Annotated in this window: 22 protein-coding genes and 1 pseudogene; 14 read left to right on the forward strand and 9 right to left on the reverse strand. The window is 52.9% G+C overall.

Annotated elements, in window-relative coordinates; genetic code table 11:
• Positions 1–131 precede the first annotated feature (131 nt).
• The 3 genes from cmk (at position 132) to E0E37_RS13020 (ending at position 1,971) form a co-directional block, all read left to right on the forward strand.
• On the forward strand, positions 132–794 hold the full coding sequence (gene cmk / locus E0E37_RS13010; RefSeq protein ID WP_130863450.1) for a (d)CMP kinase: 663 nt from the start codon (positions 132–134) through the stop codon (positions 792–794).
• Positions 795–828: 34 nt separating this feature from the next.
• Positions 829–1,674: a DNA-formamidopyrimidine glycosylase family protein gene (locus E0E37_RS13015; RefSeq protein WP_130863451.1), complete on the forward strand. Its 846-nt coding sequence runs from the start codon at positions 829–831 to the stop codon at positions 1,672–1,674.
• Positions 1,675–1,770: 96 nt separating this feature from the next.
• On the forward strand, positions 1,771–1,971 hold the full coding sequence (locus tag E0E37_RS13020) for a hypothetical protein (protein ID WP_130863452.1): 201 nt from the start codon (positions 1,771–1,773) through the stop codon (positions 1,969–1,971).
• Between the two features lie 117 nt (positions 1,972–2,088).
• On the opposite strand, the pseudogene E0E37_RS13025 reads toward E0E37_RS13020, so the two are convergent.
• The 6 genes and pseudogenes from E0E37_RS13025 to E0E37_RS13045 all read right to left on the reverse strand — a co-directional run.
• Positions 2,089–2,199 (reverse strand): annotated as a pseudogene (locus E0E37_RS13025) (tyrosine-type recombinase/integrase); the annotation flags it as partial.
• On the reverse strand, positions 2,199–2,780 hold the full coding sequence (locus tag E0E37_RS13030) for a GNAT family N-acetyltransferase (RefSeq protein WP_130863453.1): 582 nt from the start codon (positions 2,778–2,780) through the stop codon (positions 2,199–2,201). The gene E0E37_RS13030 and the pseudogene E0E37_RS13025, both read right to left, overlap by 1 nt.
• Before the next feature lie 9 nt (positions 2,781–2,789).
• Entirely contained in the window at positions 2,790–3,056 is a 267-nt protein-coding gene (locus E0E37_RS13035) for a TrmO family methyltransferase domain-containing protein (RefSeq protein ID WP_330548581.1), read from the reverse strand.
• 16 nt (positions 3,057–3,072) lie between these two features.
• The gene (locus tag E0E37_RS13040) at positions 3,073–3,705 is read right to left on the reverse strand and encodes an effector binding domain-containing protein (RefSeq protein WP_330548582.1); all 633 of its coding nucleotides are present in this window, start codon (positions 3,703–3,705) and stop codon (positions 3,073–3,075) included.
• 61 nt (positions 3,706–3,766) lie between these two features.
• A complete protein-coding gene (locus E0E37_RS19130) occupies positions 3,767–3,868 on the reverse strand; it encodes a MerR family DNA-binding transcriptional regulator (RefSeq protein ID WP_330548583.1) in 102 nt (33 codons plus the stop codon).
• A 714-nt stretch (positions 3,869–4,582) separates the two neighbouring features.
• Positions 4,583–5,824, reverse strand: a complete 1,242-nt coding sequence (locus E0E37_RS13045) for a DUF1015 domain-containing protein (protein WP_130863454.1) — start codon at positions 5,822–5,824, stop codon at positions 4,583–4,585.
• Between the two features lie 373 nt (positions 5,825–6,197).
• Here E0E37_RS13045 and E0E37_RS13050 point away from each other — a divergent pair, with 373 nt between their 5' ends.
• Positions 6,198–8,114, forward strand: a complete 1,917-nt coding sequence (locus tag E0E37_RS13050; RefSeq protein WP_130863455.1) for a peptidoglycan D,D-transpeptidase FtsI family protein — start codon at positions 6,198–6,200, stop codon at positions 8,112–8,114.
• 115 nt (positions 8,115–8,229) lie between these two features.
• Here E0E37_RS13050 and sigK read toward each other — a convergent pair whose 3' ends face one another.
• Together sigK and E0E37_RS13060 are read right to left on the reverse strand one after the other, a co-directional pair.
• The gene (sigK, locus tag E0E37_RS13055; protein ID WP_130863456.1) at positions 8,230–8,940 is read right to left on the reverse strand and encodes an RNA polymerase sporulation sigma factor SigK; all 711 of its coding nucleotides are present in this window, start codon (positions 8,938–8,940) and stop codon (positions 8,230–8,232) included.
• A 137-nt stretch (positions 8,941–9,077) separates the two neighbouring features.
• Positions 9,078–9,242: a DUF1540 domain-containing protein gene (locus E0E37_RS13060; RefSeq protein ID WP_130863457.1), complete on the reverse strand. Its 165-nt coding sequence runs from the start codon at positions 9,240–9,242 to the stop codon at positions 9,078–9,080.
• Between the two features lie 184 nt (positions 9,243–9,426).
• Between E0E37_RS13060 and E0E37_RS13065 the strand changes: the two genes are divergently transcribed.
• The 8 genes from E0E37_RS13065 (at position 9,427) to E0E37_RS13100 (ending at position 18,489) form a co-directional block, all read left to right on the forward strand.
• A complete protein-coding gene (locus E0E37_RS13065; protein WP_130863458.1) occupies positions 9,427–10,002 on the forward strand; it encodes a Maf family protein in 576 nt (191 codons plus the stop codon).
• A 44-nt stretch (positions 10,003–10,046) separates the two neighbouring features.
• On the forward strand, positions 10,047–10,769 hold the full coding sequence (gene radC, locus E0E37_RS13070) for a RadC family protein (protein WP_246019732.1): 723 nt from the start codon (positions 10,047–10,049) through the stop codon (positions 10,767–10,769).
• A 39-nt stretch (positions 10,770–10,808) separates the two neighbouring features.
• Positions 10,809–11,846, forward strand: coding sequence for a rod shape-determining protein (mreB, locus tag E0E37_RS13075; RefSeq protein WP_130863459.1), 1,038 nt, complete (start codon positions 10,809–10,811; stop codon positions 11,844–11,846).
• Positions 11,847–11,868: 22 nt separating this feature from the next.
• Positions 11,869–12,717, forward strand: coding sequence for a rod shape-determining protein MreC (gene mreC, locus E0E37_RS13080; protein WP_130863460.1), 849 nt, complete (start codon positions 11,869–11,871; stop codon positions 12,715–12,717).
• Between the two features lies 1 nt (position 12,718).
• The gene (mreD, locus tag E0E37_RS13085; RefSeq protein WP_130863461.1) at positions 12,719–13,213 is read left to right on the forward strand and encodes a rod shape-determining protein MreD; all 495 of its coding nucleotides are present in this window, start codon (positions 12,719–12,721) and stop codon (positions 13,211–13,213) included.
• 42 nt (positions 13,214–13,255) lie between these two features.
• The gene (locus E0E37_RS13090; RefSeq protein ID WP_130863462.1) at positions 13,256–16,126 is read left to right on the forward strand and encodes a penicillin-binding transpeptidase domain-containing protein; all 2,871 of its coding nucleotides are present in this window, start codon (positions 13,256–13,258) and stop codon (positions 16,124–16,126) included.
• 96 nt (positions 16,127–16,222) lie between these two features.
• Positions 16,223–16,945, forward strand: a complete 723-nt coding sequence (gene minD, locus E0E37_RS13095; protein WP_130863463.1) for a septum site-determining protein MinD — start codon at positions 16,223–16,225, stop codon at positions 16,943–16,945.
• A gap of 215 nt (positions 16,946–17,160) precedes the next feature.
• Positions 17,161–18,489, forward strand: coding sequence for a dihydroorotase (locus tag E0E37_RS13100; protein ID WP_130863464.1), 1,329 nt, complete (start codon positions 17,161–17,163; stop codon positions 18,487–18,489).
• A 1,138-nt stretch (positions 18,490–19,627) separates the two neighbouring features.
• Here E0E37_RS13100 and E0E37_RS13110 read toward each other — a convergent pair.
• Positions 19,628–20,737: an FtsW/RodA/SpoVE family cell cycle protein gene (locus E0E37_RS13110; RefSeq protein ID WP_130863466.1), complete on the reverse strand. Its 1,110-nt coding sequence runs from the start codon at positions 20,735–20,737 to the stop codon at positions 19,628–19,630.
• A gap of 269 nt (positions 20,738–21,006) precedes the next feature.
• Here E0E37_RS13110 and rny point away from each other — a divergent pair, with 269 nt between their 5' ends.
• Together rny and E0E37_RS13120 are read left to right on the forward strand one after the other, a co-directional pair.
• Positions 21,007–22,575, forward strand: a complete 1,569-nt coding sequence (gene rny, locus E0E37_RS13115) for a ribonuclease Y (protein WP_130863467.1) — start codon at positions 21,007–21,009, stop codon at positions 22,573–22,575.
• A 475-nt stretch (positions 22,576–23,050) separates the two neighbouring features.
• Positions 23,051–24,436 carry a sigma-54 interaction domain-containing protein gene (locus tag E0E37_RS13120; RefSeq protein ID WP_130863468.1) on the forward strand — a complete coding sequence of 462 codons (1,386 nt, stop codon included), beginning with the start codon at positions 23,051–23,053 and terminating at the stop codon, positions 24,434–24,436.
• Positions 24,437–24,543: the final 107 nt, after the last annotated feature.

Here is a 24,543-nt window from a genome sequence, read left to right on the forward strand (position 1 = left end):
GGTCAGGGCCGGCGGCCAGGAAGGACCGGTCGTGGGGCAGGATAGAGCAGGCCGAGCGGCCAGACGTGTGAGCCGGTCAGTAAGAATTGGAGCAGTAAAAAGAAAAGAGTACAGAAAGGGATGAGTCGGAAATGACGAAAGAAATAATCCGCATCGCGGTGGACGGGCCTTCAGGTGCGGGGAAAAGCACCATTGCAAAAAAAGTGGCGGCCGGACTGGGGATCGATTACATTGACACGGGGGCAATGTACCGGGCCGTGGCCTACAGGCTCCTGAGAGACAGAGTGGAACTGACCGATGAGTCCGCCGTGGAGAAGCTGCTGGCTGACACGGATGTGGATCTGGCGATGGGAGAGGTCCTGCTCAACGGGGAAGCTCTGGGTGACAAAATACGCACGCCGGAGGTTTCGAAAATGGCCTCCGCGTGTTCCGCGCTGCCGGCGGTTCGGGAAAAGCTGGTTCAGCTTCAGAAGAAGATGGGACGGGAAAAAAGCGTTATCATGGACGGACGGGACATCGGTACCAATGTGCTCACCGATGCGGAATTTAAGTTTTTCCTCACTGCGTCCACGCACGAGCGTGCTGTGAGACGGTATAAAGAATTGAAGGAGAAAGGGCAGGACGTGACGCTGGAGCAGGTGGAAAGGGATATTGAAGAGCGCGACCGCAACGATTCCACCAGGGAGCTGAATCCGCTGCGAAAGGCGAAAGACGCAGTCGAGATCGATTCCACGCGGCTGTCCATCGAAGAGGTGGCTGATGTGATCCTGAACGCAGTGACAAAGGGCCGGTAATACAGAGCCATCAGGGCAGATAGGGGGATTTGAGATGTTGGAGTTTCCGGAAGTAATGACCATATCATCGCAGCTTGCGGCTGAAGCAGTGGGCAGAAAGGTGACGGCGGTGCTGCCGCCCAGCAAAGAGCACAAATTTTGCTGGTTCAACGGCAGTCCCGATCATTACGAGGCCCAGATCAGGGAAAGACGGATCACAGAAGTCAGAGGCTTCGGATTGTTTGTGGAAATTGTATTTGATAACGGCATGTATCTGTGCTTTAACGACGGGGTCAACGTCAGACTGATCCCGGCGGAGGGGACCGTGCCCAAATCGTACCAACTGCTGATCCGCCTGGAAGGCGGCGACGTCTTGGCCTTCACGGTGGCCATGTACGGCGGCATCATACTCCACGGCGGCGATTACGATAATGAGTATTATCGGAAAAGCCAGGGCGCAGTCTCGCCGCTGTCGGAAGAGTTCAGTGCGTATTATTGGAAAGTGCTGAAAGAAAGCAGACCGGGCCTGAGCATCAAGGCGTTTCTGGCTACGGAACAGAGGTTTCCGGGGATCGGAAACGGCGTGCTGCAGGAAATTCTCTTTCACGCGGGGATCCATCCAAAACGGAAGCTGGGTACATTGGATGAAGAGGAGAAGGGAAGACTGGAAAAAGCCGCCGTCGGCGTACTTCGTCAAATGGCTGAGGCGGGCGGCCGTGATACGGAAAAGAACATATATGGACAGAACGGCGGCTACCGGACCGTTATGTCGAAAAACGGTCTCTCTGCCGGTTGTCCTGCCTGCGGCGGTAAGATCGTGAAGGAGACTTATATGGGAGGCACGGTCTATTACTGTCCTGTTTGCCAGCCCTTATCAGCGGAGGGAACTAATAAGGCGTGATATTTCCACGCCGGATAGGAGGACAGGCCAAAGGCCGCCGGCCTTTGCGCCGTTTTTTTTCCAGGCGATCTGTGTTCCGGCTGGAGGGGGGAAGAAATGAAACATAAAATATATACGATTTTTATGATTGTAATCCCACTGTTTGTTGGATCTGGTGGAATTATTGAGATGATTATTTGGCTTTCAAATGGAACAATAGATATAAATCCATTGTTTTGCTTAGCAATGATTCTTGTCGGTCATTATGTGGGGATTGGAAATATATTAAAGTTGATCAATGAGTCTGAAAATAGATAAAGATAAAAGCTGATTTGTAGAGCAAATCTATATATCCTGTATGATTATCTTTTTAGAAGTTCTTATATGCCGGTATAGCCTGTATTTACAGGCTTTCCGGCACTTTTCATATCGGAAGGAATGTCCCATGATATACTGTAATGCGTTCGGGTTCATTCCGGCGTTTGCTAAATTCGTACTGAACGTATGGCGTAAGGTATGCGGCGTAATCCCGTACAACGGTTTTTTTATTTCCCGTTGGGTGGCTGTGTCATACTTTCTGTTTCATAATAATCGGTTCTCGTCATACCATATAAATAATAATCGCAATAAGTATTTACCATTTTTCCGTCCCGAATATGCCCCTCTCGCCGAAATCCTGCTTTTTCCAGTGTTTTATACGACGCGATATTTAGAACATGAACATCAGACCATAGCCGTTGTAATTCTGTTTTTTCAAAACAGAAAATTACTACGTTTCTTAAGGCTTCAGCCATAAGACCATTTCCTTGATAAATTGGAGAAAGACGGAAAGCTACTTTTGCCATGCGGTCATTTTCAATAAGATATACCCACATTTCACCTATCACTTTATCGTCCTTTTTATGAACGATCCCCCAATGGAAACTCTTTGTAGGACGCTCCTTTTTTTGAAATAGCGATTCGGGATTTAAGTCACTTTTTCCGGGACGTTTCCCCCAATATTGATACAATGATCTGTCGCCTAGCCATTCTTTCAAATTGGCAACATCATCATATTGCAAAGGACGTAATAAAAGCCTGTCCGTTTCAAGTTTCGGTTTATTCTGAACGTAATCTTGCAGTTTCATAAAGCCCCCTTAAAAATTGAATACCTGCTCCCAATTAAAGCAGCCGGCCGCTTCTGTGCTTCTCGGCCACTGGCTGCACCATGCAGGAATACCGGGTGTTTCTACTCTGTCAAAACTCGGTGTGTACGGCTTTATATCCAACACGGGAGTATTGTCATTCGCGTCAATAAAAGTAATCCGAATAATTCCCTTGTTAAAATCAATGCTGATAATTTCTGATGTTGTCAAAGCAATAGGGTTAGGGCGGACTGGCGACCTTGTGGCAAAAACGCCCATTACTGTTGGTGCATTTTTATAGGGCTACAGTCAGGTACTTTGCCGGATTACTCTCATTCCACGATCCCCTATGCACAATTTGTCGCATAGGGTTTGACATTCGATATTTACTGTTTTTTTGCAACCATTCAGCAAAAGCAATATACGCTCCTTTTATATTTGAAAAGTCACCATATACCATTGTGCAGGCCATAACGGGGACAGGCTTGATAATATGGAAACAGAATGGAGCAATATCTTTACATAGCTTACTTACAGGGACGCATAACTCAATATCCACATTTTGTTCCTTGTACACTGTGTCGTGATAAACAGAAAAAGTATGACTGGATATTTCTATCTTCTGTTCTTTGGCAAAAGCAGAAAGTTCATTCCATAAATCACCCTCGGAGTAGTATGTAGAAACAATTCTTCGTAAAGAAAGCACTTGATACTCTGGGATTGCTTTAATGGAAATGTTGTAATGAAGTTCTCCTTTGTTTTCTTTTATTTCGTTTTTAGCAATCGCAATTTTCCGTAGTTTTTCCTGCTCATTCTGTATAGTATCCATAATTTCAAATCGCTTTTGTTCAAGGGTTTCGAGAAGTAAACAATCATTCATTTCGAGTGCAAGCGCAATTTCAGAGATATTAAAACCGCTGTCACGCAAATATAATATTCTATTTAGGCGGGGTATTTGAGTTACCGAGTACATTCGGTGTCCCGTCCGTTTATCGACTTTCTTCCGGCTTTAGCAGCCCTACTTCATCATAATACCGAAGCATACGAATAGATACTTGCGTTATCTTTGAAAACTCGCCTATTTTAAACATCTTATCACCACCTGTATATAATCATACTTGAAGTTTCATACACTTCAAGTCGATTTTGCATTTCTGAAAGTTAATAATATGCTCTATTCTTATCAAATAAAGAAATCGAGAATATGGCTCTATTTTTGCTCTAAAAATTTGCTTCGAGAGAATTGGGGCTAGATAATATAGAGAATATGATGATAAATAGACACAAAAGTGTACTAAAACTAAATGGATTAAGTTATCCGCACCCGAAGCAGGAGCGGACGAGGCGGCGGTATAATTAGGGTGCGGGTTTTGGGATAAGTCCCTGGGGTGGCCATAGGTGAAAACTGCGATTTTTTTTGGATCTGGCATATAAAGAGAGGAAAAATAGGTGAGAAACGATTTTTTAATCAGTTCTCACCTATTTTTTGTCTGGATCCCGGCTATTTTCATGGTTTTTTATACGCATATATGCGAAAATCGTTTTTTTTGAGAGTTTTCGCATATGTGAGTCACCTTACAGTGACAGCTGCGTGCGCCGTCAGTGCAGGACTTTTTACAGAAGCGGCACGCCGGCGTTTAAGTTCATTTGGCGGACAGCGCCATGCCGGCCCGGCCGATTTAGTCCGTTCGGCGGGAAGCGCCACGCCGTTCCGTCCGGTTTAGCCCATTCGGCGAAAAGTCCGGCTGCGCGGCCGGCGGTCAAGCCCGTCTGGCGAAGAGCCGGGCCGCGTACCGGGCTGAAACCTACAGCTGATGCAGGAACAGTCCGCTGCCCAGTTTGGGTTCAAACCAGGTGGATTTGGGAGGCATGACCTCGCCTGCGTCGGCCACGGCCAGCAGATCTGCAATGTCTACCGGATATACGGCGAAAGCCAGCTTCATATCTTCCCGGCAGCGGCGCTCCAGTTCAGAGAGTCCGCGGATCCCGCCCACGAAGTCGATCCGCTTGTCTGTGCGGGGATCCTGGATCCCCAGTATGGGACCCAGAACATTATCCTGAAGAACGGCCACATCCAGACTGGCGATAATGTCGTCCGGAATGATCTCCGGTCTGGCAGCCACTCTGTACCACTTTTCGTCCAGAAACATGGAGAACACGTGCTTGGCTTCCGGGAACCACGGGCTTTCGGGCGCGGGAGCCACATCGAATCCCGCTGCGGTCAGCTTTTCCAGAAATTGATCGCCGGTGAGACCGTTGAGATCCTTCAGGACCCTGTTGTAGTCGAAGATCTTGAGATCCTCATCGGGGAAGATGACAGCCATATAAAAATTGAATTCTTCTTCACCCGTATAGTCGGGATGTACTTCCCGACGTTTCATTCCAACCTTGACGGCGGATGCGGAGCGGTGATGTCCGTCCGCTATGTAGAGCGCTGGGATGGAGGCGAAACAGGCTACCAGCGAGGAGATCAGGTCTTCGTCATCGATCTTCCAGAGAATGTGGGCGATGCCGTCATCTGTTTGCAGATCGTATTCCGGGGCGTGTTCCTTTGTCCAGGCGTCTACGATCTCATCCACGCCGCTGTTTCGGCGGTAAGTGAGGAAGACCGGTTCCGTGTCAGCGTTGCAGACGTCGAAGTGATTGATGCGGTCGATCTCTTTTTCTACGCGGGTAAATTCATGTTTTTTTATGATGTTATTCTGATACTCATCCACGGAAACGCAGCCCACGATACCGGTCTGCACCCGTCCGTCCATGACCTGACGGTAGATATAGAGCATGGGTCTTTCGTCCTGGATCAGCACTTTCTGTGCAAGCCAGTCGGTTATATTCTGCCGGGCTTTTTCGTAGACCGCCCTGGCATAGGGGTCAGCCTCCTCAGGGAGATCGATTTCCGAGCGGCAGATGTGCAGAAAGCTGTGGGGCTTTCCCTCCGCCATGACGGAGGCTTCTTTTCGGTTCATCACGTCATAGGGCAGAGACACGACCTCTGCGGCATATTCTTTCGCCGGTCGGACGGCTTTGAAAGGTCTTACGATTGCCATGGTATTTTCTCCGTTTCTCTTTTCAGTCAGATCGGCGCCCGCCGCTTCGCTGCCGGCGGCGCCGCCTGCGTTTTAAATACAGTCTGTTTCATGCGGTCAGATAGGCAGATAATAGATTACAGTCGGCGGACCGCTGTTTTACGTAATTATTATAGGGGAGTTTCCGCCGCTTTTCAATGGTTTCTTTTCCTCTTAATGACAACTGACCTTCGTTCTGCGGCGGCTGCCAGAATATATTTCCGGTGCGGAGGGCAGAATAAAGCGGAGTAGATCCAGAGAAGCTGTGTCTGTGGCTGTACGGCGTTGAGATTCGCCTGTGTGGACAGGGATCCGGAACGGAAACGGAAAGAGCGGCGGTTTGAGAGGTCATGAGATGATGGGAAGAAAGAAACGGAAAACGACGTGTGTGGAAGCTCCCGGCGAGAAGAGCGACAGCCGGGACGAGTACGTTCAGGACGAGTACGTTCAGGACGAGCATGTTCGGGATGAGAAGGAAGGCGTGGGGAATGAACGCATTCCTGGCGGGATCGTTCAGGCGAAAGCAGACCGTGAGGAGGTCCAGGAGAGTGGATCCAGGGCCGGCATAGGAGCGGCAGAGACAGAAGCAGAGGCGGAGAACGGCAGTGAAGAAACTGCGGAACAGTGTTTCAGGCTGCAGAGAAGGCGGCTTCGTTTTTTTTCGGTGTGCGCAACGCTGCTGCTGATCGGTCTGGCGGGGAAACTGGCGCTCATCCAGCTGGTGGATCAGGAACGGTACGCGGAGGTAGCGGCCCGGCAGCAGCAGATCGTGTTGGAGGGCATAGACAAGCGGGGGACGATCTATGATCGGAATATGCAGCCGCTGACAGGGACGAAAGAGGAGTATGTCTATCTCATCAAAAAGGATAAGATGGATCCGGAAACGAAGAAACTTCTGGCCAAGATCGACGCCCGGAAACTCTCCAGCAACAACGACCGGTACGAACTGTACTGCTGTGCGGATTATCACGGGGAAGAGAGCGAGACGCTCCAGAGGGAGAAAGAGGCGTTTATCATCCGCGCGCCGCAGCGGTACAGCGAGGATCAGACAGCCGTCCACGTGATCGGCTATGTGAACGGATTGGACGGGGAGGGCGTCAGCGGCCTGGAAAAGGATTTTGACAGCTGGCTTTCTCAGCGGGATAAGCTGGTCTACGCTGTGGCGGACGGAGCCAATTACATCATTCCCGGGCTTGGAATACAGAATTCCACAGACCGGGACTGCGGCCTGGTGACGACGCTGGACGCTGATATCCAGAGAGCGGCGGAGAAAATATTGAAGGAAGAAAAAGTGAAGGGCACTGTGGTGGTGGCGGAAGCAAGATCCGGGGAGATCCTGGCCTGTGCCAGCGAACCGTCTTTCAATCCCAACGAAGTAAAACATTATCTGAACAGCACCGGCAGCGAATTTCTCAATCTGGCGGCCCAGGGACTTTATGCGCCGGGGTCTGTCTACAAGATCGCCGTGGCGGCCGCGGCGCTGGAAAGCGGTTCCGCAGATGAAAATACGGTGTTTGAGTGTAAAGGTTACGAGGAGATCAACGGGATCCGGATCAAGTGTTCCACCGGCGGGAAAACAGGTCACGGGAGCATCACTCTTCGCCAGGCTTTTGAAAAATCCTGCAACTGCGCGTTCATTCAGCTGGGAGAGCGGACCGGCGCTCAGGCTATCTTAGAGACGTCGGAGAAGCTGGGGCTTTCCGATAAGACCCTCACCGGCGTTTCCGGGGAAAAGACCGGAAATCTTCCGCTGGAGAGCGAGGTCCAGGGAGCCGGGATCGGCAACTTGTCCATCGGTCAGGGCAAATTGCTGGTGACCCCTCTGGAAATATGCAAGATGACGCAGATCGTGGCTAACGACGGCAGGAGCGCAGATCTGAAGCTGGTCCGCGGAACGGTAGAGAACGGAGTGTTGACGCCGTTTTCAGGAAAGGCTGAAGAACAGATCCTCTCCGCGGAGACGGCGCGTACGCTGCAGTCATTCATGGTCGACACGGTGGCGAAGGGAACGGCCAACAATCTTTCCGGTCTCAGCGCAGGAGGCAAGACCGGTTCGGCGGAAGCCACGGAGGATGGGAAGGAAGTGGTACACGGCTGGTTTACGGGATTCCTGCCGGCAGAACATCCTGAATATGTAGTCACTGTATTCATCGATCAGGGCGGTTCCGGCAGAGCCTCGGCGGTGCCGGTCTTCGGAAAAGTGGCGGAAGCGATCAACGAGACTGCAGGACGCGCTCCGCAGCAGGCTTTGTCTTCATCCGATGGACGCTGATCAATTCCGATGACCTGAATGCTGCAACGCGCAGCTGGCGGAATGCCGCCTGTCGCGGCGAGCAGTCCTGGACTGATCGGCCCATTGATCCGCAGCCGCCGGCCCGGGCGGGCCGCTACACGACGATGTCTTCCGCAAAGGCCTCCTTCAGCTTAAGGATGGCCTTTTTTTCGATCCTGGAAATGTAGGAACGGGAGATCCCAAGCTCTTTGGCCACTTCGCGCTGAGTCTTGGCATTTTGCCCGGCCAGTCCGAATCGCATAATGATAACGCTTTTTTCACGGTCTGACAGGAGATCGGAAATCGCGCCGTATAGTTTTTTGACCTGCATTTTCCCGTCGATATCGTCGAGAATGGCGTCTGCGTCGGTACCCAGTATGTCGTTAAAGCTGATCTCGTTGCCGTCTTTGTCCGTGCCGATAGGGTCGTTCAGAGAGACTTCCGATTTTGTTTTCTTTGAGGTCCTGATATTCATCAGTATTTCATTCTCAATGCATTTGGCGGCATAGGTGGCCAGACGGACCGACTTGCCTGTTTTATATGTATTGACCGCTTTGATCAGTCCGATCGTTCCGATGGATATCAGATCGTCGGGATTTTTTCCGGTGTTTCCGTATTTTTTGGCGATATGTGCGACCAGTCTCAGGTTATGCTCGACCAGAACGTTTTTGGCCTCCTTGTCTCCGTCCTCGTAAAGACTGAGATAATAGGCCTCTTCTTCGTTTGTCAGGGGCTTGGGAAAAGAATTGCCCATGGAGACGTAAGAAGATAGAAGAACCAGTGGATTGGATAACAGGAGAGAGGTCAGAATCAGCGAAAAACTCATATGTGATCCCCTTTCAGATTGGATTCATTACCGTTTTAAGTATATGAACCCCCCGGTACAATAGTGCCTGTCAGCATAAAAAAGGGACACGGCAGAGGTTCTCCCGCATCCCTTCTCCTGGATGTTCAGCCGATGTGTTAGGCCTTCAGCTTGAAGGACTGACAGTCGGTGCACTGATCGACGGTCGGACATGCTTCGTGGGTTCCAACCTTGATCTTGTTCAGCGTGCAGTAGTTCTGATCGCAGGCATTAAACGCACACTGCTGGACGGTACATTCGATACATTCGTTGATCTTGCTCATAAAAAAAATCCTCCTTAAATTTTAGATTCACTTTTAGTATGGCGGAAATCGCAGATAATATAGATGGTATTTTCTCACTTTCACCTTGAATATACTATAAGGAAATGCTACAATGTAATGTACTCATGATGTAGAAAAAACGCGAAAAAAGGCGGGGCGGAGACGGCCCTTTGGAGCAGAAAAAATGGGAGAAACAAAATTGATTCTGGCCTCCGGTTCGCCGCGCAGAATACAGATCATGCGCGATCACGGCATTGAACCGGAAGTGTTTCGGCCGGAAGTGGACGAGTCGCTGCCCGAAAAGATCGGCATGGAGCAGGCCGTCATGTATCTGGCGCTGAAAAAAGCGCTGTACGCGGAGACGGCGTACGATCAGGGCGTCATCATCGCGGCGGATACGGTAGTCTTCAGAGACAGGATCATCGGCAAGCCGACGGACGAGGGAGACGCTTTTTCTATCCTGCGCGATCTGCGGGGCAGAGAGCATTTCGTGGCTACCGGGGTTGCTATGCTTGGAGCCCACACTTCGGATAGAAAAATTTTCTGTGAAGTCACAAAAGTGTTTTTTAAAGAGTATGGCGACGAGGAGATCGCCGCATATATCGCCACCGGCGAATACAGGGATAAAGCCGGAGGTTATGCGATCCAGGGCGGATTCGCGCCCTACATCGACCACATTGAAGGGGATTATGACAATGTGGTGGGCTTCCCGTGGACGAGGATCCGCAGGGAGCTTTCAGCGATGAACACGGATCTTTAAAGCACGCGGACGGGAAAGGGAAAAGTTCCTGGAAGGGAACAGAAATGGGAAAGAGGATCTATGAGAGAAAGATGCAATGGGAAAGGGCCGTCACGATAAAGGACATGCCCGGTTCGGAGCGCCCCAGAGAGAAGTTGATGAAGCACGGCGTGAAGTATCTGTCCAACGCAGAGCTGCTGGCACTGCTCATCGGTACGGGAGCCAGGGAAAAATCGGCTCTTGAGCTGGCAAAAAGCGTGCTGGCCATGGAGGAGGAAGGTATTTCTTATCTGGCGAACTGCATGCCGGAGGAACTTTGCAGGATCAAAGGCATCGGAGCGGCGAAGGCCTGCCGGCTGACGGCGGCCATAGAGATCGGAAAGCGCGTGGCCACCGCGCCGCGGGGGACGGCAGTGCAGCTGGACAGTCCCGGCGATATTGCGGATCTTTTTATGGAAGAAATGCGGTATGAGAGGAAAGAATTTTTTAAGGTTCTGCTGCTCAATACAAAGAATGAGATCATCATGATCGACAATGTGGCTGTAGGCAGCCTGGATCTGACGGTCATTCATCCGCGGGAGGTGTTTCAGAGCGCTATGCGCAAGAGCGCTTCGGCTGTGGTGCTGGTGCACAATCATCCCAGCGGCAGTCCGGCGCCCAGTCCGCAGGATCTGAAGACCACTGCTCAGCTGGTGGAAGCCGGCAAAATATTGGGAATCATAGTGCTGGACCATTTGATAATCGGAGACGGAGTATACATCAGCATGCGGGAACAGATGCTGATGTGAGACGAAATAGGACAGGAACGGGAAAGGGGAACTGGAGACATGTGTTTCAAATTTTTTTCACAGGATTTAGGCGTTGATCTGGGAACGGCGAATACATTGATTTATTCTAAGGATGCGGGCATCATACTGAATGAACCCTCTGTGGTGGCGGTGGACCAGAACGATCAGGTTCTGGCCGCCGGCAAGGAAGCCAAGGCCATGATCGGCAGAGCTCCGTCAAATATTAAGGTAGTCCGGCCTCTTCAGGAGGGCGTGATCTCTGATTTTGTCATGACGCAGGTCATGCTGAAAGAATATATCAGACGGGTCATGGAGAAACGATCTTCGCTGACGTCCATGCGCGTGGTGGTGGGAGTGCCCTCCGGCGTTACAGAAGTGGAAAAGAGGGCGGTCAACGAAGTCCTTCATCAGATGGGAGCCAAGGAGGTCTATATTCTTACCGAGCCCATGGCGGCGGCCATCGGGGCCGGCCTTGCCGTCGACGAGGCGGAAGGCTGCATGATCGCCGATATCGGCGGCGGCACCTCCGACATAGCGATCATCGCGCTGGGCGGTATCGTCACCAGCACGTCTCTGCGCTATGCCGGGGATAAGATGGACGAGGCCATCGTGGCTTATATGAGGAAAAATTTCAGCCTGCTGATCGGAGACAAGACAGCGGAGGATATCAAGAAGACCGTAGGCTGCGTCTATCCCACGGAGGAGACGGAAGGCGTCGTCACCAGCATGGAGGCGCGGGGCCGGGATATCATCAGCGGCCTGCCCAAGACGGTGACGGTCCATTCAACGGATATCATGAGCGCTCTGGAAGAGCCGGTATCCATCATTCTGGACGGCGTTAAAAACACGCTGGAGCAGGCGCCGCCGGAGCTGGCGGCCGATATTGTGAACAACGGACTGGTGCTTGCCGGAGGCGGAGCTTTCCTGCGGGGGCTGGATAAGCTGATCGAATATCATACGGGGATGCATGTGGCTATCGCGCCCAACGCGCTGGAGGCCGTGGCGGAAGGCACCGGCAAGAGTCTCTCCAATATCGAAAAAGTAAAGCGCTACGCATACGCCGATAAAAAATATTGAGAACTGAAGGGGTATTGAATTGATGAAATGGTTTCGCGCTCACACCAGGCTGACGGCTTTCATTGCCGTGGGCCTTTGTCTGCTCATCATTCTGGCGGTGTCATATGTGTACAAGGGGAGCAGCTCGCCGCTGGGCAGATTGATCAACAGCGGTCTGGCCAGGGTGCAGGAGCCGCTGGCCGGCGCGGGAAACGGAGTCGCCAAAGGGCTGAAGGGGCTGTTTTCCTTCCGCGCCGTAGCGCGGGAAAACGAGGAGCTGAAGGAACGGATCGCCCAGCTGGAGCAGGAGAATATCAAGCTGCAGTTTTCGCAGCTGGAGCTGCAGGAGCTGCGGGAGCTTTCCGACGCGCTCAATTATGTGAATGCGGAAGAGGGCTACGATCATATTTCAGCGGATGTTATCTCTCTGGACGGTTCCAACTGGTTCAACATTTTTACCATCAACAAGGGGACGGATCAGGGCGTGGTCAAGGATGGCATCGTAGTCAACGGAGACGGGCTGGTGGGCCGCGTTCTGGAGGCCGGAGGAAATTGGGCCAAGGTCATCGGCATCATCGATGAGAGCAGCAACGTGAGCTTTAAGATCTTCCGCGATCAGGACCTGAATTACCTGGGCGTTCTGGACGGAGACGGCCGCGGCGGTCTGGAGGGATACATGCTCGATCCTGACGCCAAGATCAGCGAAGGCGATCTGCTGCTGACCTCAGGCATCGGTCTGTACCCGGCGGGGATCACCGTGGGCAAGATCAGCGAGGTGGTGCAGGATACCAATTCGCTGCTGAAGCAGATCAAAATACAGCCCAGCGTCAATTTCAAGGATATTGAAAAAGTGGTGGTCATCGTGCCTGCAGGCAGTCAGGCGGGTGAGTGATATGAAGCTGAGGTATATGTTTCTGATCTTTCTGGGAGCGTTTTTGATCCAGTCAACGCTGCTCAATCAGCTGAGCCTGTTTGGCGTCACCCCGAATCTGATGCTCTGCCTGGTCATGCTGTTTTCCTTCTGGTTTGAAGGATACGGGGCGATGGGCATGGGGATCCTGTTCGGACTTTTGCAGGATCTCTGCTTCGGGAAGCTCATGGGGATCGCCGCGATCTGTTATTTTTTGCTTTCGCTGGGGATCTGGCTCACGAAGCATCTTCTCTACAGAGACAACATTTTGTCCGTTTTTTTCCTCACGCTGGTGGGAACCTGCGCCTACGAACTGATGTACTGGGCGCTCCATGTGACCATGGGGGGGACGGCTCACATTCTTTACATGCTTTCTATACTCCCGCTGCTGATCATCTACAACTGCATCGTGACCATCGGGATCCATCTGATTTTCGGACGACGGCTGGTGCGATTTCCGGGAGACCGTTATTTTTAGAGGTGACGGTATATAATATTTGGGGAGAGGGGGATCGGGATTATGAATCGTTGGATCAGATCCAGAAATAACCAGGTCATACTGGGGGTCATGGTGCTGATGGCCGTATTGGGGATACGGCTGTTTTTCCTGACCATCGTTCAGGGAGAGCGATGGACGGCCAGCGCCGCCAATCTGACCACCAAGAGCATTTATACAGTGGCGCCCAGGGGACAGATCCTGGATCGCTACGGGAGACTTTTGGCGGGCAACAGGGCCACCTTTGCCGTGCAGTTCGACGCCACGGACTTAAAAGACGATGTGATCAACCGCCAGGCACAGCAGCTCATCGCGCTGTTTGAAGCCAACGGCGATGTATACGTGGACAATCTGCCTATCAGGATCAATGCCGACGGCTCCATGTACTATACGTATCAGCAGACCATCGAGGAGTGGCTGCGCAGTGAGAATATGCCTGTGACGTTTACGGCGGAGGAGGCGTTCGCGGAGATACGCGCTCGAAACAATATCGACGAGGAACTGGACAAGTATGAAGCTCAGGCGGAGCTTCAGACAAAATACAATATCTATCCGCCGATCTCGGTGAAGAATATGCAGTATCGGGAAGATCTGGAGAAGGAAGGCTTTCTCGGCCGGTATTCCATGAAATTTTCCAAGCTGAAGGAATTTCTCACACCGGAGGAGATCGCTGTTTTGGAGGAAGCGGGAGCCAGCAATGCTTACACGCTGAATTTCGAATCCGTGAAGACGCATCTGTCGGCGGAGCGGGTCTTTCGCATCCTGCGGGAAAAGTTCGCCATAGATCCCGCGCTGTCGGATACAGAGGCCAGGAAGATCATGGTGGTGAGAAACGAGATCGCCGCGCTGGGGTATTCCAGTTATATTCCGGCGAAGATCGCCAAGGACGTCTGCGAGACCACGATCATCAATCTGGAGGAGCGCAGCAGCGATTTCATCGGGGTAGACGTGGCGGCGGAATCCCAGCGGATCTATCCCAACGGCAGCACCGCTTCGCACATTCTGGGTTATCTGGGTCAGATCAGCGAGACGGAAAAAGAAGATTACGTGACCAACAAAGGTTATCGTCCTACGGATATGATCGGTAAGACAGGCATAGAACAGAAGTTTGAAAGCGTGCTGAAGGGGACGGACGGTGTGGAGACGGTGCAGGTCAATTCTTTCGGAGAACGCACGCGTGTCATCAGCAGCGCTCCGGCGGAGAAGGGCGACGATGTGTATCTGACCATCGATCTGGAGCTCCAGAAGACGGCGGAGGACGCTCTGGAGCGGGCTCTTAAGGCCATTCAGACCGGAGGCACCTTCGTGAGCAAGTGGGGAAACCATACTTACAGCAGTTCTCAGGTCTCCGCCAACGCGCAGTCGGGCGCCGTGGTGGCGCTGGATGTGAAGACCGGCGATGTGCTGGCCATGGCCAGCTTCCCCGATTTCGATCCCAATCTTTTCGCCACGGGGATCAGCAGCGAGAACTGGAACGCGCTGCAGAGCAAGAATTCGAGGGACCTGCTTTCACCGCGGCCCCTGCTTAATCTGGCCCTGAACACCGCGGTCCAGCCCGGATCCACCTTCAAGCCGGTTACGGCTACGGCGGCTCTGGAAAGCGGCCTGGACCCGAAGCGGAAGCTGGTGGACAACGGCTATATCATGGTGGGCAACCGGGCCTACAATTGTCTGATCTGGACCAGTTCCCACAAGACCAGGACTCACGGCAGCGTGGATCTCTACCGGGCCATGGAGGTGTCCTGCAACTATTACTTTTACGATCTGGCCACCAACACGGACAATTATAAAAAGAAGTCCCTTGGGCTCTCAAAGGATATGGGCATCGAAAAGATCTCCAAATACGCGGAGCAGTACGGGCTGGGCCTGAAGACAGGGATCGAGCTGGACGAGGCCAAGGGTTCGGCGCCTTCCGCCGAAAAGAAGATGGCGGGGACAAAGGGGCTGCTGAGACAGTGGCTGACGGCGGACGCGGAACTGTACTTTACAGAAGAGACGCTGGCAGACAGAGAGCAGCTGAAAAAAAATATTTCCAACATCGCGGACTGGTGCGAAGAAAATCCCAGCAGAAGCGAGATCATCCGGAGACTGCCGGATCAGGGCATCCGCGAGGACATGGTAAACACGGTGGCTGATAAATGCAAGTTCGACTATTTCAATCAGGCGCAGTGGACCAAGGGAGACGAGCTGAACATCGCCATCGGACAGGGTGAGAACTCGTATACGCCGATCCAGATGGCCAACTATATGGCAACGCTGGCCAACCACGGCGTGCGCAATCAGGTCAGTGTGGTGAAGGCTGTGGAAGGAAAGGGCGCCATCGAGAAAGCGGCTCCGGTGAAGATGGATATCACGGACGACTCTATCTTCGACGACCTGCTGGAAGGCATGAGACGGGTGGCTCAGGAGAGCGGCGGAAGCGCCAGGGCGTATTTCGCATCCTTCCCCGTGGACGTGGCGGCCAAGACCGGTACGGCGGAAAAAGGCGGATACGTACCGCCCAAGGACGAGGTGGAATATATCAGATCCAATCTGTCCCGCATTGCTCCCGGCATGAAATGGGAGGATGTGGAGGCGGAGATGAACCGCCTGATGGCGGAGGATCCGGACACTTATTACAACAGAAACGACGCTGTAGTGGCGGCGGTGCGCCGGGTGAGCAACTACAAAATTTCCACCGAGCGGATCAACGCCTATAAGTCGGAGTACAGTCCGTTTTCGTGGTTTATCTGTACGGCGCCCATCGAGGATCCGCAGATCGCGGTGGCCGTGCTGCTGGTACAGGGAAGAACAGGCGGAAACGGCGCGGCTGTGGCTCGGGAGATCATCGCGCAGTATCTGGGACTGGATGAGACGTACACCGATTATAGTCTGGAAACGGCGCCGGTGCAGTAGCCGCGAAGAGAGCGCTGAAAGTTGGCGGCAGCCGGTGATGACAATGGGCCCGGAAGGGCCGGGAGATAGAAAAAAGCAAATACAAGGAGCTGACACATGAGTGAAGTAATACTGATTGCATCTGGGAAAGGCGGCGTGGGAAAAAGCGTATTTTCCACGAACATGGGTGCAATTCTCGCGGAGAGGGGAGCCAGAGTGGTCCTCATCGACATGAATATGGGACTGCGCAATCTCGACCTGTACCTGGGTCTGGAGAATAATGTGGTCTACGATGTGGCCGACGTGCTCTCCGGGATGTGCCGGATCAAGAAAGCGCTGATCCGGGACCGCAGATTTCCCGAGTTCTACCTCATGTCTGCCGCTCAGTATAAGGATACGGGCTATCTGACGGAGACCCATATGAAGGTGCTCTGCAGAAAGCTCAAGGATAACTTTGACTATATCATCATCGACGGACCGGCCGGAGTAGGCGAGAACATGAAGCTGGCTGCCGCGGGGGCGGATAAGGCAGTTATCATCACCGTGCCGGAATACGTGGCCCTGCGGGATGCGGATATGATGGACCGCACTCTGTCCGGGCTGGGTATCGGTGACCGGACTTACGTGGTCAATATGGTGCGGCCCGAGCTCTTTGGAAAGGGCTGGGGGCCTACGCTGTCTCAGATCGCGGAGACCATGCATATCTCCATGGCGGGCATCATACCGGAGGACGAAAATATACGCATCGCCGCCAATAACGGTTTTCCCATCGTGTGTAAGCAGGGAACGTACATCCGCAAAAACTTTGAATCCATCGTGGAGCGGATCTTACAGTCGTAAAAACAAATTTGCGGATGGGGGAAAGTCCGCGGATCCATGTTTTAGTTCAGGACTCGTAGTCTGTGTTTTGAAACGGCGTTTCAAAACGGCATATCGGAGCAGCGTTTCAGAATAATGTTTCTGAACAGTGATTCAGAACAATGTTTCTGATCAATGCTTCGGAACAATGTTTCTGAACAAGTATAGAGCCATGGCCTGAGATCACAGAGGAGGGCATGGCGGGAATCAAAAAGATTGCAGAGAGAGTGCAGAGAAGAGAGGGAACAGCTTTGATCTTAGTGCGAAACGGGAGAGTTATCGATCCGGAGACAAAACGGGATGAGGTGACGGATCTGTGCATAAAGGATGGCAGGATCCATCACATTGGACGTGACTGCGGGCGGGAAGGGTACGAGAGAATCATCGAAGCGGCGGGCAAAGTAGTCGCTCCGGGTCTGATCGACGTGCATTGTCATTTCCGCGATCCGGGCCAGACTCAAAAAGAAGACATTGAGACGGGAGCGGCCGCAGCTAAACGAGGCGGCTATACTACTGTTATCTGCATGGCCAATACCAGGCCGCCGGCGGACAATCCGGAAACGATCCGTTACGTGCTGGAAAAGGGGAGAGCCACGGGCATCCACGTGATGCAGGACGGCTGCATCACCAGGGGCATGGCAGGTACGGAACTGACCGATATGAAGGAACTGCTGGAGGCCGGCGCCGCCGGTTTTACCGACGATGGGCTTCCCATCATGAACGCAGCGCTGGCGCGGGACGCCATGCGGACAGCACGAGAGCTGAAAACCGTTCTCAGCTTTCACGAGGAGGACCCTGCGCTGATCGATAAGGCGGGCGTGAATAAAGGGAAGGTAAGCGATGAGCTGGCGTTTCCGGGGGCTTCCCGAAGCGCAGAGGACGTGCTGGTGGCAAGAGACTGCATGCTGGCCCTGGAAACAGGGGCCAGAGTGAATATACAGCATATCAGTTCCGGTGTGTCGGTGGAGATGATCCGCACGGCCAAACGGCTGGGCGCTGATGTGTGGGCTGAGGCTACCCCCCATCATTTTACTCTGACGGAGGAAGCGGTGAAGAAGTACGGAGCCAACGCAAAAATGAATCCTCCGCTGCGGACGGAGGAGGATCGTCTGGCTATCATCGAGGGGCTGAAAGACGGGACTATCGACATCATCGCCACAGACCACGCGCCTCACACGGAGGAAGAGAAAGACAGAGGGCTGATGGACGCGCCCAGCGGCATTATCGGTCTGGAGACAGCGCTGGCTTTGGGAAATACAAAGCTGGTCCGCGGGGGACATCTGACGCTTATCAAGCTGTTGGAGAAGATGACCTGTATGCCGGCCCGCATGTACCGGCTGGACCGGGGCGTGATCAGAGAGGGCGGCGGAGCAGATCTTGTGATCTTCGATCCGGAGGAGAGCTGGACCGTGACCGGAGACTTCGCCTCAAAGTCCAAAAATTCCCCCTTCATCGGCGAGACGTTGTACGGCAAAGTGAAATACACCATCTGCGGCGGCGACGTAGTCTATGAGGACGGCAGATAGCGCCGCGGCATCAGGGATCGTCCGGCTGAAGTTTCATGACCTGTTCTGCACCGGGGCGCCTGACGCCGCTGAGACCAGGCGAAATGCATAGCTATAGACGGGCCGCTGTCGATGATGAGCCGCGCCCCGTCAGGCAGACAAATAAAAAATATAAAGATATTCTCTGCCGGCAGGTAATCCTGCCGGCAGTTTTATGGTGCGTGAAAACCGCCGGCCGGCTGGTCTGTGGGGGATGGCGCATGGCGTTCTGTTTCTGGCGTTCGGTTTTTGGCTGGCGAATTCTGGGGGATTGTTCCTGGCGTCTGGTCCTTGGCGGACGGTCCTTGGCGGACGGTCCTTGGCGGACGGTCCTTGGCGGACGGTCCTTGGCGGACGGTCCTTGGCGGACGGTCCTTGGCGGACGGTCCTTGGCGGACGGTCCTTGGCGGACGGTCCTTGGCGGACGGTCCTTGGCGGATAGCCCCTGCCGGATAGCAGATTATGGGCGGGAATAGGTCAGATTTCGTTTTTTTTCTCAATTTCACCGAAACAGAGTTGTCAAATGGGTGAGAATTTATTTTTTTTAAAGTTTTCACCTATTTGGAAGCATATATTGAGCTTTGATCGCCCATTATTGCGTGAATTTCGGTGATAATCAATTTTTTTTACTCTTTTCACCTATTACGGGAGCGGTCCTCCAGTCCATAGCGCCAGGCTGCCCCGCGGTCCACCGGCTCCCGGGATCTGCCGAACCCGAAGACAGACTGAACCCGGAGCCAGACTGCTCTGCAGCCCGCCGGCCCATAGCGCCAGGCTGCTCCGCGATCCACCGCGTTACTCGTGTCCCCCGATGCGGCGTGAGCGGGCCCATGGCGCCGACCTCCCCACAGACCCAGACAGGCAGTCTGCATGGTCAGTAGTCTGCGCCGGGCCGGCGCAGGTGGTGAGCGGGCAGGCGCAGATGATTTTACATACCCGTATACGGCCCGGCGGTTCGCGGAAATAAGGATGCAAAAGCGATGAGATGGGGGATGAGGGTAGGGAATGAAAGGCGGGCAGAAAAGAACGCGGATAGAAAAAAAGAAGATCCCCGACAAAAAGTCGGGGATCAAATTCAGGCATGAAAAGGCGGGGTGGGGGAAAGTTTTTCTCCGGCAATTTAGAAGTTGATGACTTTACTGCGGATGCCCACGTTCAGGACCAGACCCAGCGCGATCATGTTGGTGACGACAGAGCTGCCCCCTGAACTGATGAAGGGCAGCGTAATGCCCGTTACAGGCATCAGGCCCATAGTCATGCCGATGTTTTCGAAGATCTGAAAGGCGAACATGGCAAAGATACCGAAGACGATGAGAGAACCGTAGGTATCCTTGGCGTTGGACGCGATTTTCAGGATGCGGTACAGGAAGATGGCATAGAGCAGGATGATGAAGAGGCCTCCGATCAGTCCCAGCTCCTCCACGATGACAGCGAAGATGAAGTCTGATTCCGCCACGGGAAGGAAGTTCAGTTCTTTCTGCGTGCCCTGAAACAATCCCTTGCCCCAGAAGCCGCCGGAACCGATGGCCACCTTGGAGTGCCATACCTGATAGTTTCCGGCCAGGCCCAGGTTGTTGGGGTGGAGAAAGGCGTCGATCCGTTCCTTTTGATGGGATGCCATGAAGCGATACATAATAGGCGTGGCCAGCAGGGCCCCGCCCAGCACCTTGCCGTAAAGACGGCCGTCCACTCCGGCGACGAAGATCATCAGGCCGGCGATCACACAGAAGACCAGAGCGTTGCCCAGGTCTTTCTGAAGGATGATGAGCAGGACGAAAGGCGCCATGTAAAGGCCGGCTTTGATAAGGGCCTTAAAAGAATATAGATTTTCCCGGTTTTTGGACAGATAGTTGGCGAAGATCAGGACGAAGCTGATCTTGACCACCTCTGCGGGCTGCAGGAACACGACTTTCAGATCCAGCCAGCCCCGGGCTCCGTATTGGACTACGCCCAGCCCCGGTACGTAGACGCAGAGCAGAAAAAGGATCGAAAAAATATACAGAGCTTTCTCGAAGTTTTCAAAGTACTTGTAATCCATGAAGACCACCAGCCCCATGACGAGAAAGCCGATCACGTAGGCGGCTGCCTGTACGATGATGGCCCGGTTTATGACAAAGCTGCCTTCGTAGGCCGTGCTGCCGATCATGATAATGCTGATCACCGCAAAGCACAGGGGCAGAAAAAGCAGTGTGCGGTCCAGGTTTTTGAGGAGATTCCAGAAATATGACATTCGTTTTGCCTTTCATATTGTATCTTTAATTTGAATTTTCCGTAATTTGCATGTGGACGCCGGATCGGGCAGAGCCGCGTAGGATAGGCGTTTCTCCCCGCTTTCGGCGCTGGCCGGCGTGCAATACTGTATCTTGACATGAGTCCGTAATTCATTATAATATATAGTGTGTGATTATATCAATATTTAATTAATGTAATGCTATATTTAGTATCAGAGGGTTTACAAAATAAACGCTTTAATGCGGGGCGTTTTATCCGGGAAAATTTATGCAGAGAAGGAGGTGCATTGTTATCGAAAACATTATTATACCCGTTATCATTGGAATTGTTGCCTTAGCCCTTGGGTTACTGGTTGGATATATATTGCGGAAGAATCTGGCTGAAAAGACCATTGGAAGTGCAGAGCAGAAAGCAAAGAACATGATCCTCGACGCTGAGAACAGGTCGGAAACCATCAAGAAGGAAATCACGCTGGAGGCGAAGGAGGAAGCTCATCGCCTGAGAAGCGAGGTGGATCGCGAGATCCGTGAGAGAAGAGCAGAAATCCAAAGATCAGAGAAACGGTTGATCCAGAAAGAAGAAGCGATCGACCGCAAGACAGAGAACTTGGAAAGAAAAGAAGAAGGCATTACAAAAAAAGAACAAGTATTAAAGGATAAAGAACACGAACTGGACGGCTTCATTGAGAAGCAGATCGCTGAACTGGAACGCATTTCCGGTTACACTGTGGACGAAGCCAAGGAGCTCCTGCTCTCCAATGTGGAGAAGGAGGTCCGCTACGAGGCATCCGTTATGATCAAGGATATCGAGTCCAAAGCCAAAGAGGAGGGGGACAAGAAAGCCAAGGAGATCATCACGGGCGCGATCCAGAGATGCGCGGCGGATCACGTTGCGGAGAGCACCGTGTCCGTTGTACCGCTGCCCAACGACGAGATGAAGGGACGGATCATCGGCAGAGAAGGAAGAAACATCCGGGCCATCGAGACGCTGACCGGAATCGACCTGATTATCGACGATACCCCGGAAGCCGTCATTCTGTCGGGCTTCGACCCGGTGCGCAGGGAGATCGCAAGAATCTCTCTGGAAAAACTCATCGTGGACGGGCGGATCCATCCGGCCAGGATCGAGGAGATGGTGGAAAAAGCGGAGAGAGAAGTGAACAACATCATCAAGGAGGAAGGCGAAGCCGCCACCTTCGAGGTGGGAATCCACAATCTCCATCCGGAACTGATCAAGCTTCTTGGAAGACTGAAGTATCGGACGAGCTACGGCCAGAACGTACTGAAGCATTCCGTGGAAGTCGCCCATCTTGCGGGCCTGATGGCCGGCGAACTGGGACTGGACGTAAAACTTGCAAAGCGCGCAGGTCTGCTGCACGACATCGGCAAGGCCCTGGATCACGAAGTGGAGGGGACCCACGTGGATATCGGCATCGACATCCTGAGAAAGTACAAGGAGTCTGAAGCCGTCATCAACGGTATGGCAGCCCATCACGGGGATTATGAGCCCAAGAGCATGGAAGCGGTGCTCATTGCCGCCGCCGACGCGCTGTCCGCAGCGAGACCGGGGGCGAGAAGAGAGACGCTGGACACTTATATCAAGCGGCTGCAGCGGCTTGAGGAGATCGCAAACACGACGCCCGGCGTGGAGAAATCCTTCGCTATTCAGGCGGGACGCGAGATCCGTATCATCGCCAAGCCGGATGAGGTATCCGACGACGCGATCGTTTTCCTGGCCAGAGAGATCAGCAAGAAGATCGAGAGCGAGCTGGAATATCCCGGCCAGATCAAGATCAACGTCATCCGCGAGACCAGAGCTACCGATTACGCGAAATAACGTCAGGCAAAGAACGGTTTCCTACATATGAAACCGGCTGCAGGGCCGGGGATCCGGACTTTACTGAAAAAATGGACAAGCCCCGCCGAATCTGGAAACAGATCGGCGGGGCTTGCTGCGTCCTGGGGCGAATGAGGCGAAGACAGAGCTCAGTGTTTATGGTACAATGTGCATACCCCGCGATTGGCGAGCCAAAGGCGAAGGCAGAGCGGCGGTATGACAGGTGCCCAGAACACTTAGCGATTGGCGAGCCGAAGGCGAAGACAGAGCTTAGTGTTTATGGTACAATGTGCATACCCCGCGATTGGCGAGCCAAAGGCGAAGGCAGAGCGGCGGTATGACAGGTGCCCAGAACACTTAGCGATTGGCGAGCTGAAGGCGAAGACAGAGCTTAGTGTTTATGGTACAATAAAAGCGGGTCCCCCTGAAATCAGAACCCAGAGGCACGACGACGCACCGGTAAGGGAGGAAGGCTATGCTCAGACGATATGTTGAACAGATATTAAGTTTGTACAATTATGTTGACGGATTGTTGGTGACGGACAAAGACGGCTATATTGAATATTACCTGACCTACCGGCCGGAGATCAGCACTCTGAAGGAGAAGGATATCCTGGGGAAACACGTACTGGACGTATATCCGGATCTGGATGAAGAGAGCAGCAGCATTATGCGGGTCCTCCGAAACGGGAAGCCTATTTTTAATGAATACCAGCTGCTGCGGACGTACAAAGGTCAGACGCTGCATGTGATCAACACCACCATGCCCATCAAGGTAGACGATGAGATCATCGGGGCGATCGACGTTTCCCGATACATCGATTCCTCCTACGAGAGACAGAATATTACCCTCTCTTTCAGACAGGGCGCCGAGATGAAAAAGCTTTACACGGTGGATGATATTATTACCAATTCCAAGAGCCTGGAGGTCATCAAGTCCAGAATACCGGTGATCGCGGAGACGGATTCCTCTGTTTTGATCTACGGGGAAACGGGGACGGGAAAGGAGCTGGTGGCCCAGTCCATCCACACCTCAAGCAAGCGCAGCGGCAGGCGGTTCGTTTCACAGAACTGCGCGGCGATCCCGGGGAATCTGCTGGAGAGCATCCTGTTCGGAACGACGAAGGGCAGCTATACGGGAGCGGAAAATAAGCCGGGACTGTTTGAGATCGCCAACGGCGGAACGCTGTTTCTGGACGAGATCAATTCCATGGAGCTGAATGTGCAGTCCAAGCTGTTGAAGGCCATCGAGGAGAAGCAGGTGACCAGGCTGGGAAGCTACGAGCCTGTCACCATCGACATCAAGGTGATCTCAGCGGTGAATGCGAACCCGATCCAGTGTATCGCCGAGAAGAAGATCAGAGAAGATCTGTTTTACCGTCTGAGCGTGGTGCAGGTCAATATCCCGCCCCTCAGGGAGCGGGAGGACGACATTTCCTTCCTGACCGAGCACTTTATACAGAGCTATAATGAAAAGATGAACCGGGATATTATCAATATCGACGAGGAGGTCGAGGATATCTTCAAAAAGCACAAATGGCCGGGAAATGTGCGGGAACTGAAGAATGTGATCGAGGGTGCGTTCAACGTAGCTTCAAGCAGATTTATCCAGAAAAAAGATCTTCCGGAGTATCTGGCGGAGCCGTTTAAGACGCAGGGGATCGAAGATAGTCTTCTGATGGCGGAGGAAAGCATGCTGAACGGGGGGCTGTCCCTGGACGATACTATGGACGCTTTTGAGAAGCGGATCATCCAAAAGGCGCTGGATTCCACCAGAAATCTGGCGGAGGCGGCCCGGCTGCTGGGGATATCAAGGCAGTCGCTGAATTATAAGATCACAAAGTATGGTCTTCACAAGTAAGGAAATGAAAACATCATAAAAAGAGGACCGGCAGTTCCTGAAATAAGGAACGGCGGCGCTTTTGCCGGCGCCTGGTCCAATCAAAAAAACTTTACGGATCGAGTAAA

The sequence above is a fragment of the Bacilliculturomica massiliensis genome, assembly GCF_900605495.1.
Taxonomy (GTDB): Bacteria; Bacillota; Clostridia; order Peptostreptococcales; family Anaerovoracaceae; genus Bacilliculturomica; species Bacilliculturomica massiliensis.

What these genes read in the sequence shown, in the direction of transcription:
- cmk (WP_130863450.1), top strand. Translation starts at nt 132, where the DNA reads ATGACGAAAGAAATAATCCGCATCGCGGTGGACGGGCCTTCAGGTGCG.
- E0E37_RS13015 (WP_130863451.1), top strand. Translation starts at nt 829, where the DNA reads ATGTTGGAGTTTCCGGAAGTAATGACCATATCATCGCAGCTTGCGGCT.
- E0E37_RS13020 (WP_130863452.1), top strand. Translation starts at nt 1,771, where the DNA reads ATGAAACATAAAATATATACGATTTTTATGATTGTAATCCCACTGTTT.
- E0E37_RS13030 (WP_130863453.1), bottom strand. Translation starts at nt 2,780, where the DNA reads ATGAAACTGCAAGATTACGTTCAGAATAAACCGAAACTTGAAACGGAC.
- E0E37_RS13035 (WP_330548581.1), bottom strand. Translation starts at nt 3,056, where the DNA reads ATGGGCGTTTTTGCCACAAGGTCGCCAGTCCGCCCTAACCCTATTGCT.
- E0E37_RS19130 (WP_330548583.1), bottom strand. Translation starts at nt 3,868, where the DNA reads ATGTTTAAAATAGGCGAGTTTTCAAAGATAACGCAAGTATCTATTCGT.
- E0E37_RS13045 (WP_130863454.1), bottom strand. Translation starts at nt 5,824, where the DNA reads ATGGCAATCGTAAGACCTTTCAAAGCCGTCCGACCGGCGAAAGAATAT.
- E0E37_RS13050 (WP_130863455.1), top strand. Translation starts at nt 6,198, where the DNA reads ATGATGGGAAGAAAGAAACGGAAAACGACGTGTGTGGAAGCTCCCGGC.
- sigK (WP_130863456.1), bottom strand. Translation starts at nt 8,940, where the DNA reads ATGAGTTTTTCGCTGATTCTGACCTCTCTCCTGTTATCCAATCCACTG.
- E0E37_RS13060 (WP_130863457.1), bottom strand. Translation starts at nt 9,242, where the DNA reads ATGAGCAAGATCAACGAATGTATCGAATGTACCGTCCAGCAGTGTGCG.
- E0E37_RS13065 (WP_130863458.1), top strand. Translation starts at nt 9,427, where the DNA reads ATGGGAGAAACAAAATTGATTCTGGCCTCCGGTTCGCCGCGCAGAATA.
- radC (WP_246019732.1), top strand. Translation starts at nt 10,047, where the DNA reads ATGGGAAAGAGGATCTATGAGAGAAAGATGCAATGGGAAAGGGCCGTC.
- mreB (WP_130863459.1), top strand. Translation starts at nt 10,809, where the DNA reads ATGTGTTTCAAATTTTTTTCACAGGATTTAGGCGTTGATCTGGGAACG.
- mreC (WP_130863460.1), top strand. Translation starts at nt 11,869, where the DNA reads ATGAAATGGTTTCGCGCTCACACCAGGCTGACGGCTTTCATTGCCGTG.
- mreD (WP_130863461.1), top strand. Translation starts at nt 12,719, where the DNA reads ATGAAGCTGAGGTATATGTTTCTGATCTTTCTGGGAGCGTTTTTGATC.
- E0E37_RS13090 (WP_130863462.1), top strand. Translation starts at nt 13,256, where the DNA reads ATGAATCGTTGGATCAGATCCAGAAATAACCAGGTCATACTGGGGGTC.
- minD (WP_130863463.1), top strand. Translation starts at nt 16,223, where the DNA reads ATGAGTGAAGTAATACTGATTGCATCTGGGAAAGGCGGCGTGGGAAAA.
- E0E37_RS13100 (WP_130863464.1), top strand. Translation starts at nt 17,161, where the DNA reads ATGGCGGGAATCAAAAAGATTGCAGAGAGAGTGCAGAGAAGAGAGGGA.
- E0E37_RS13110 (WP_130863466.1), bottom strand. Translation starts at nt 20,737, where the DNA reads ATGTCATATTTCTGGAATCTCCTCAAAAACCTGGACCGCACACTGCTT.
- rny (WP_130863467.1), top strand. Translation starts at nt 21,007, where the DNA reads ATGCAGAGAAGGAGGTGCATTGTTATCGAAAACATTATTATACCCGTT.
- E0E37_RS13120 (WP_130863468.1), top strand. Translation starts at nt 23,051, where the DNA reads ATGCTCAGACGATATGTTGAACAGATATTAAGTTTGTACAATTATGTT.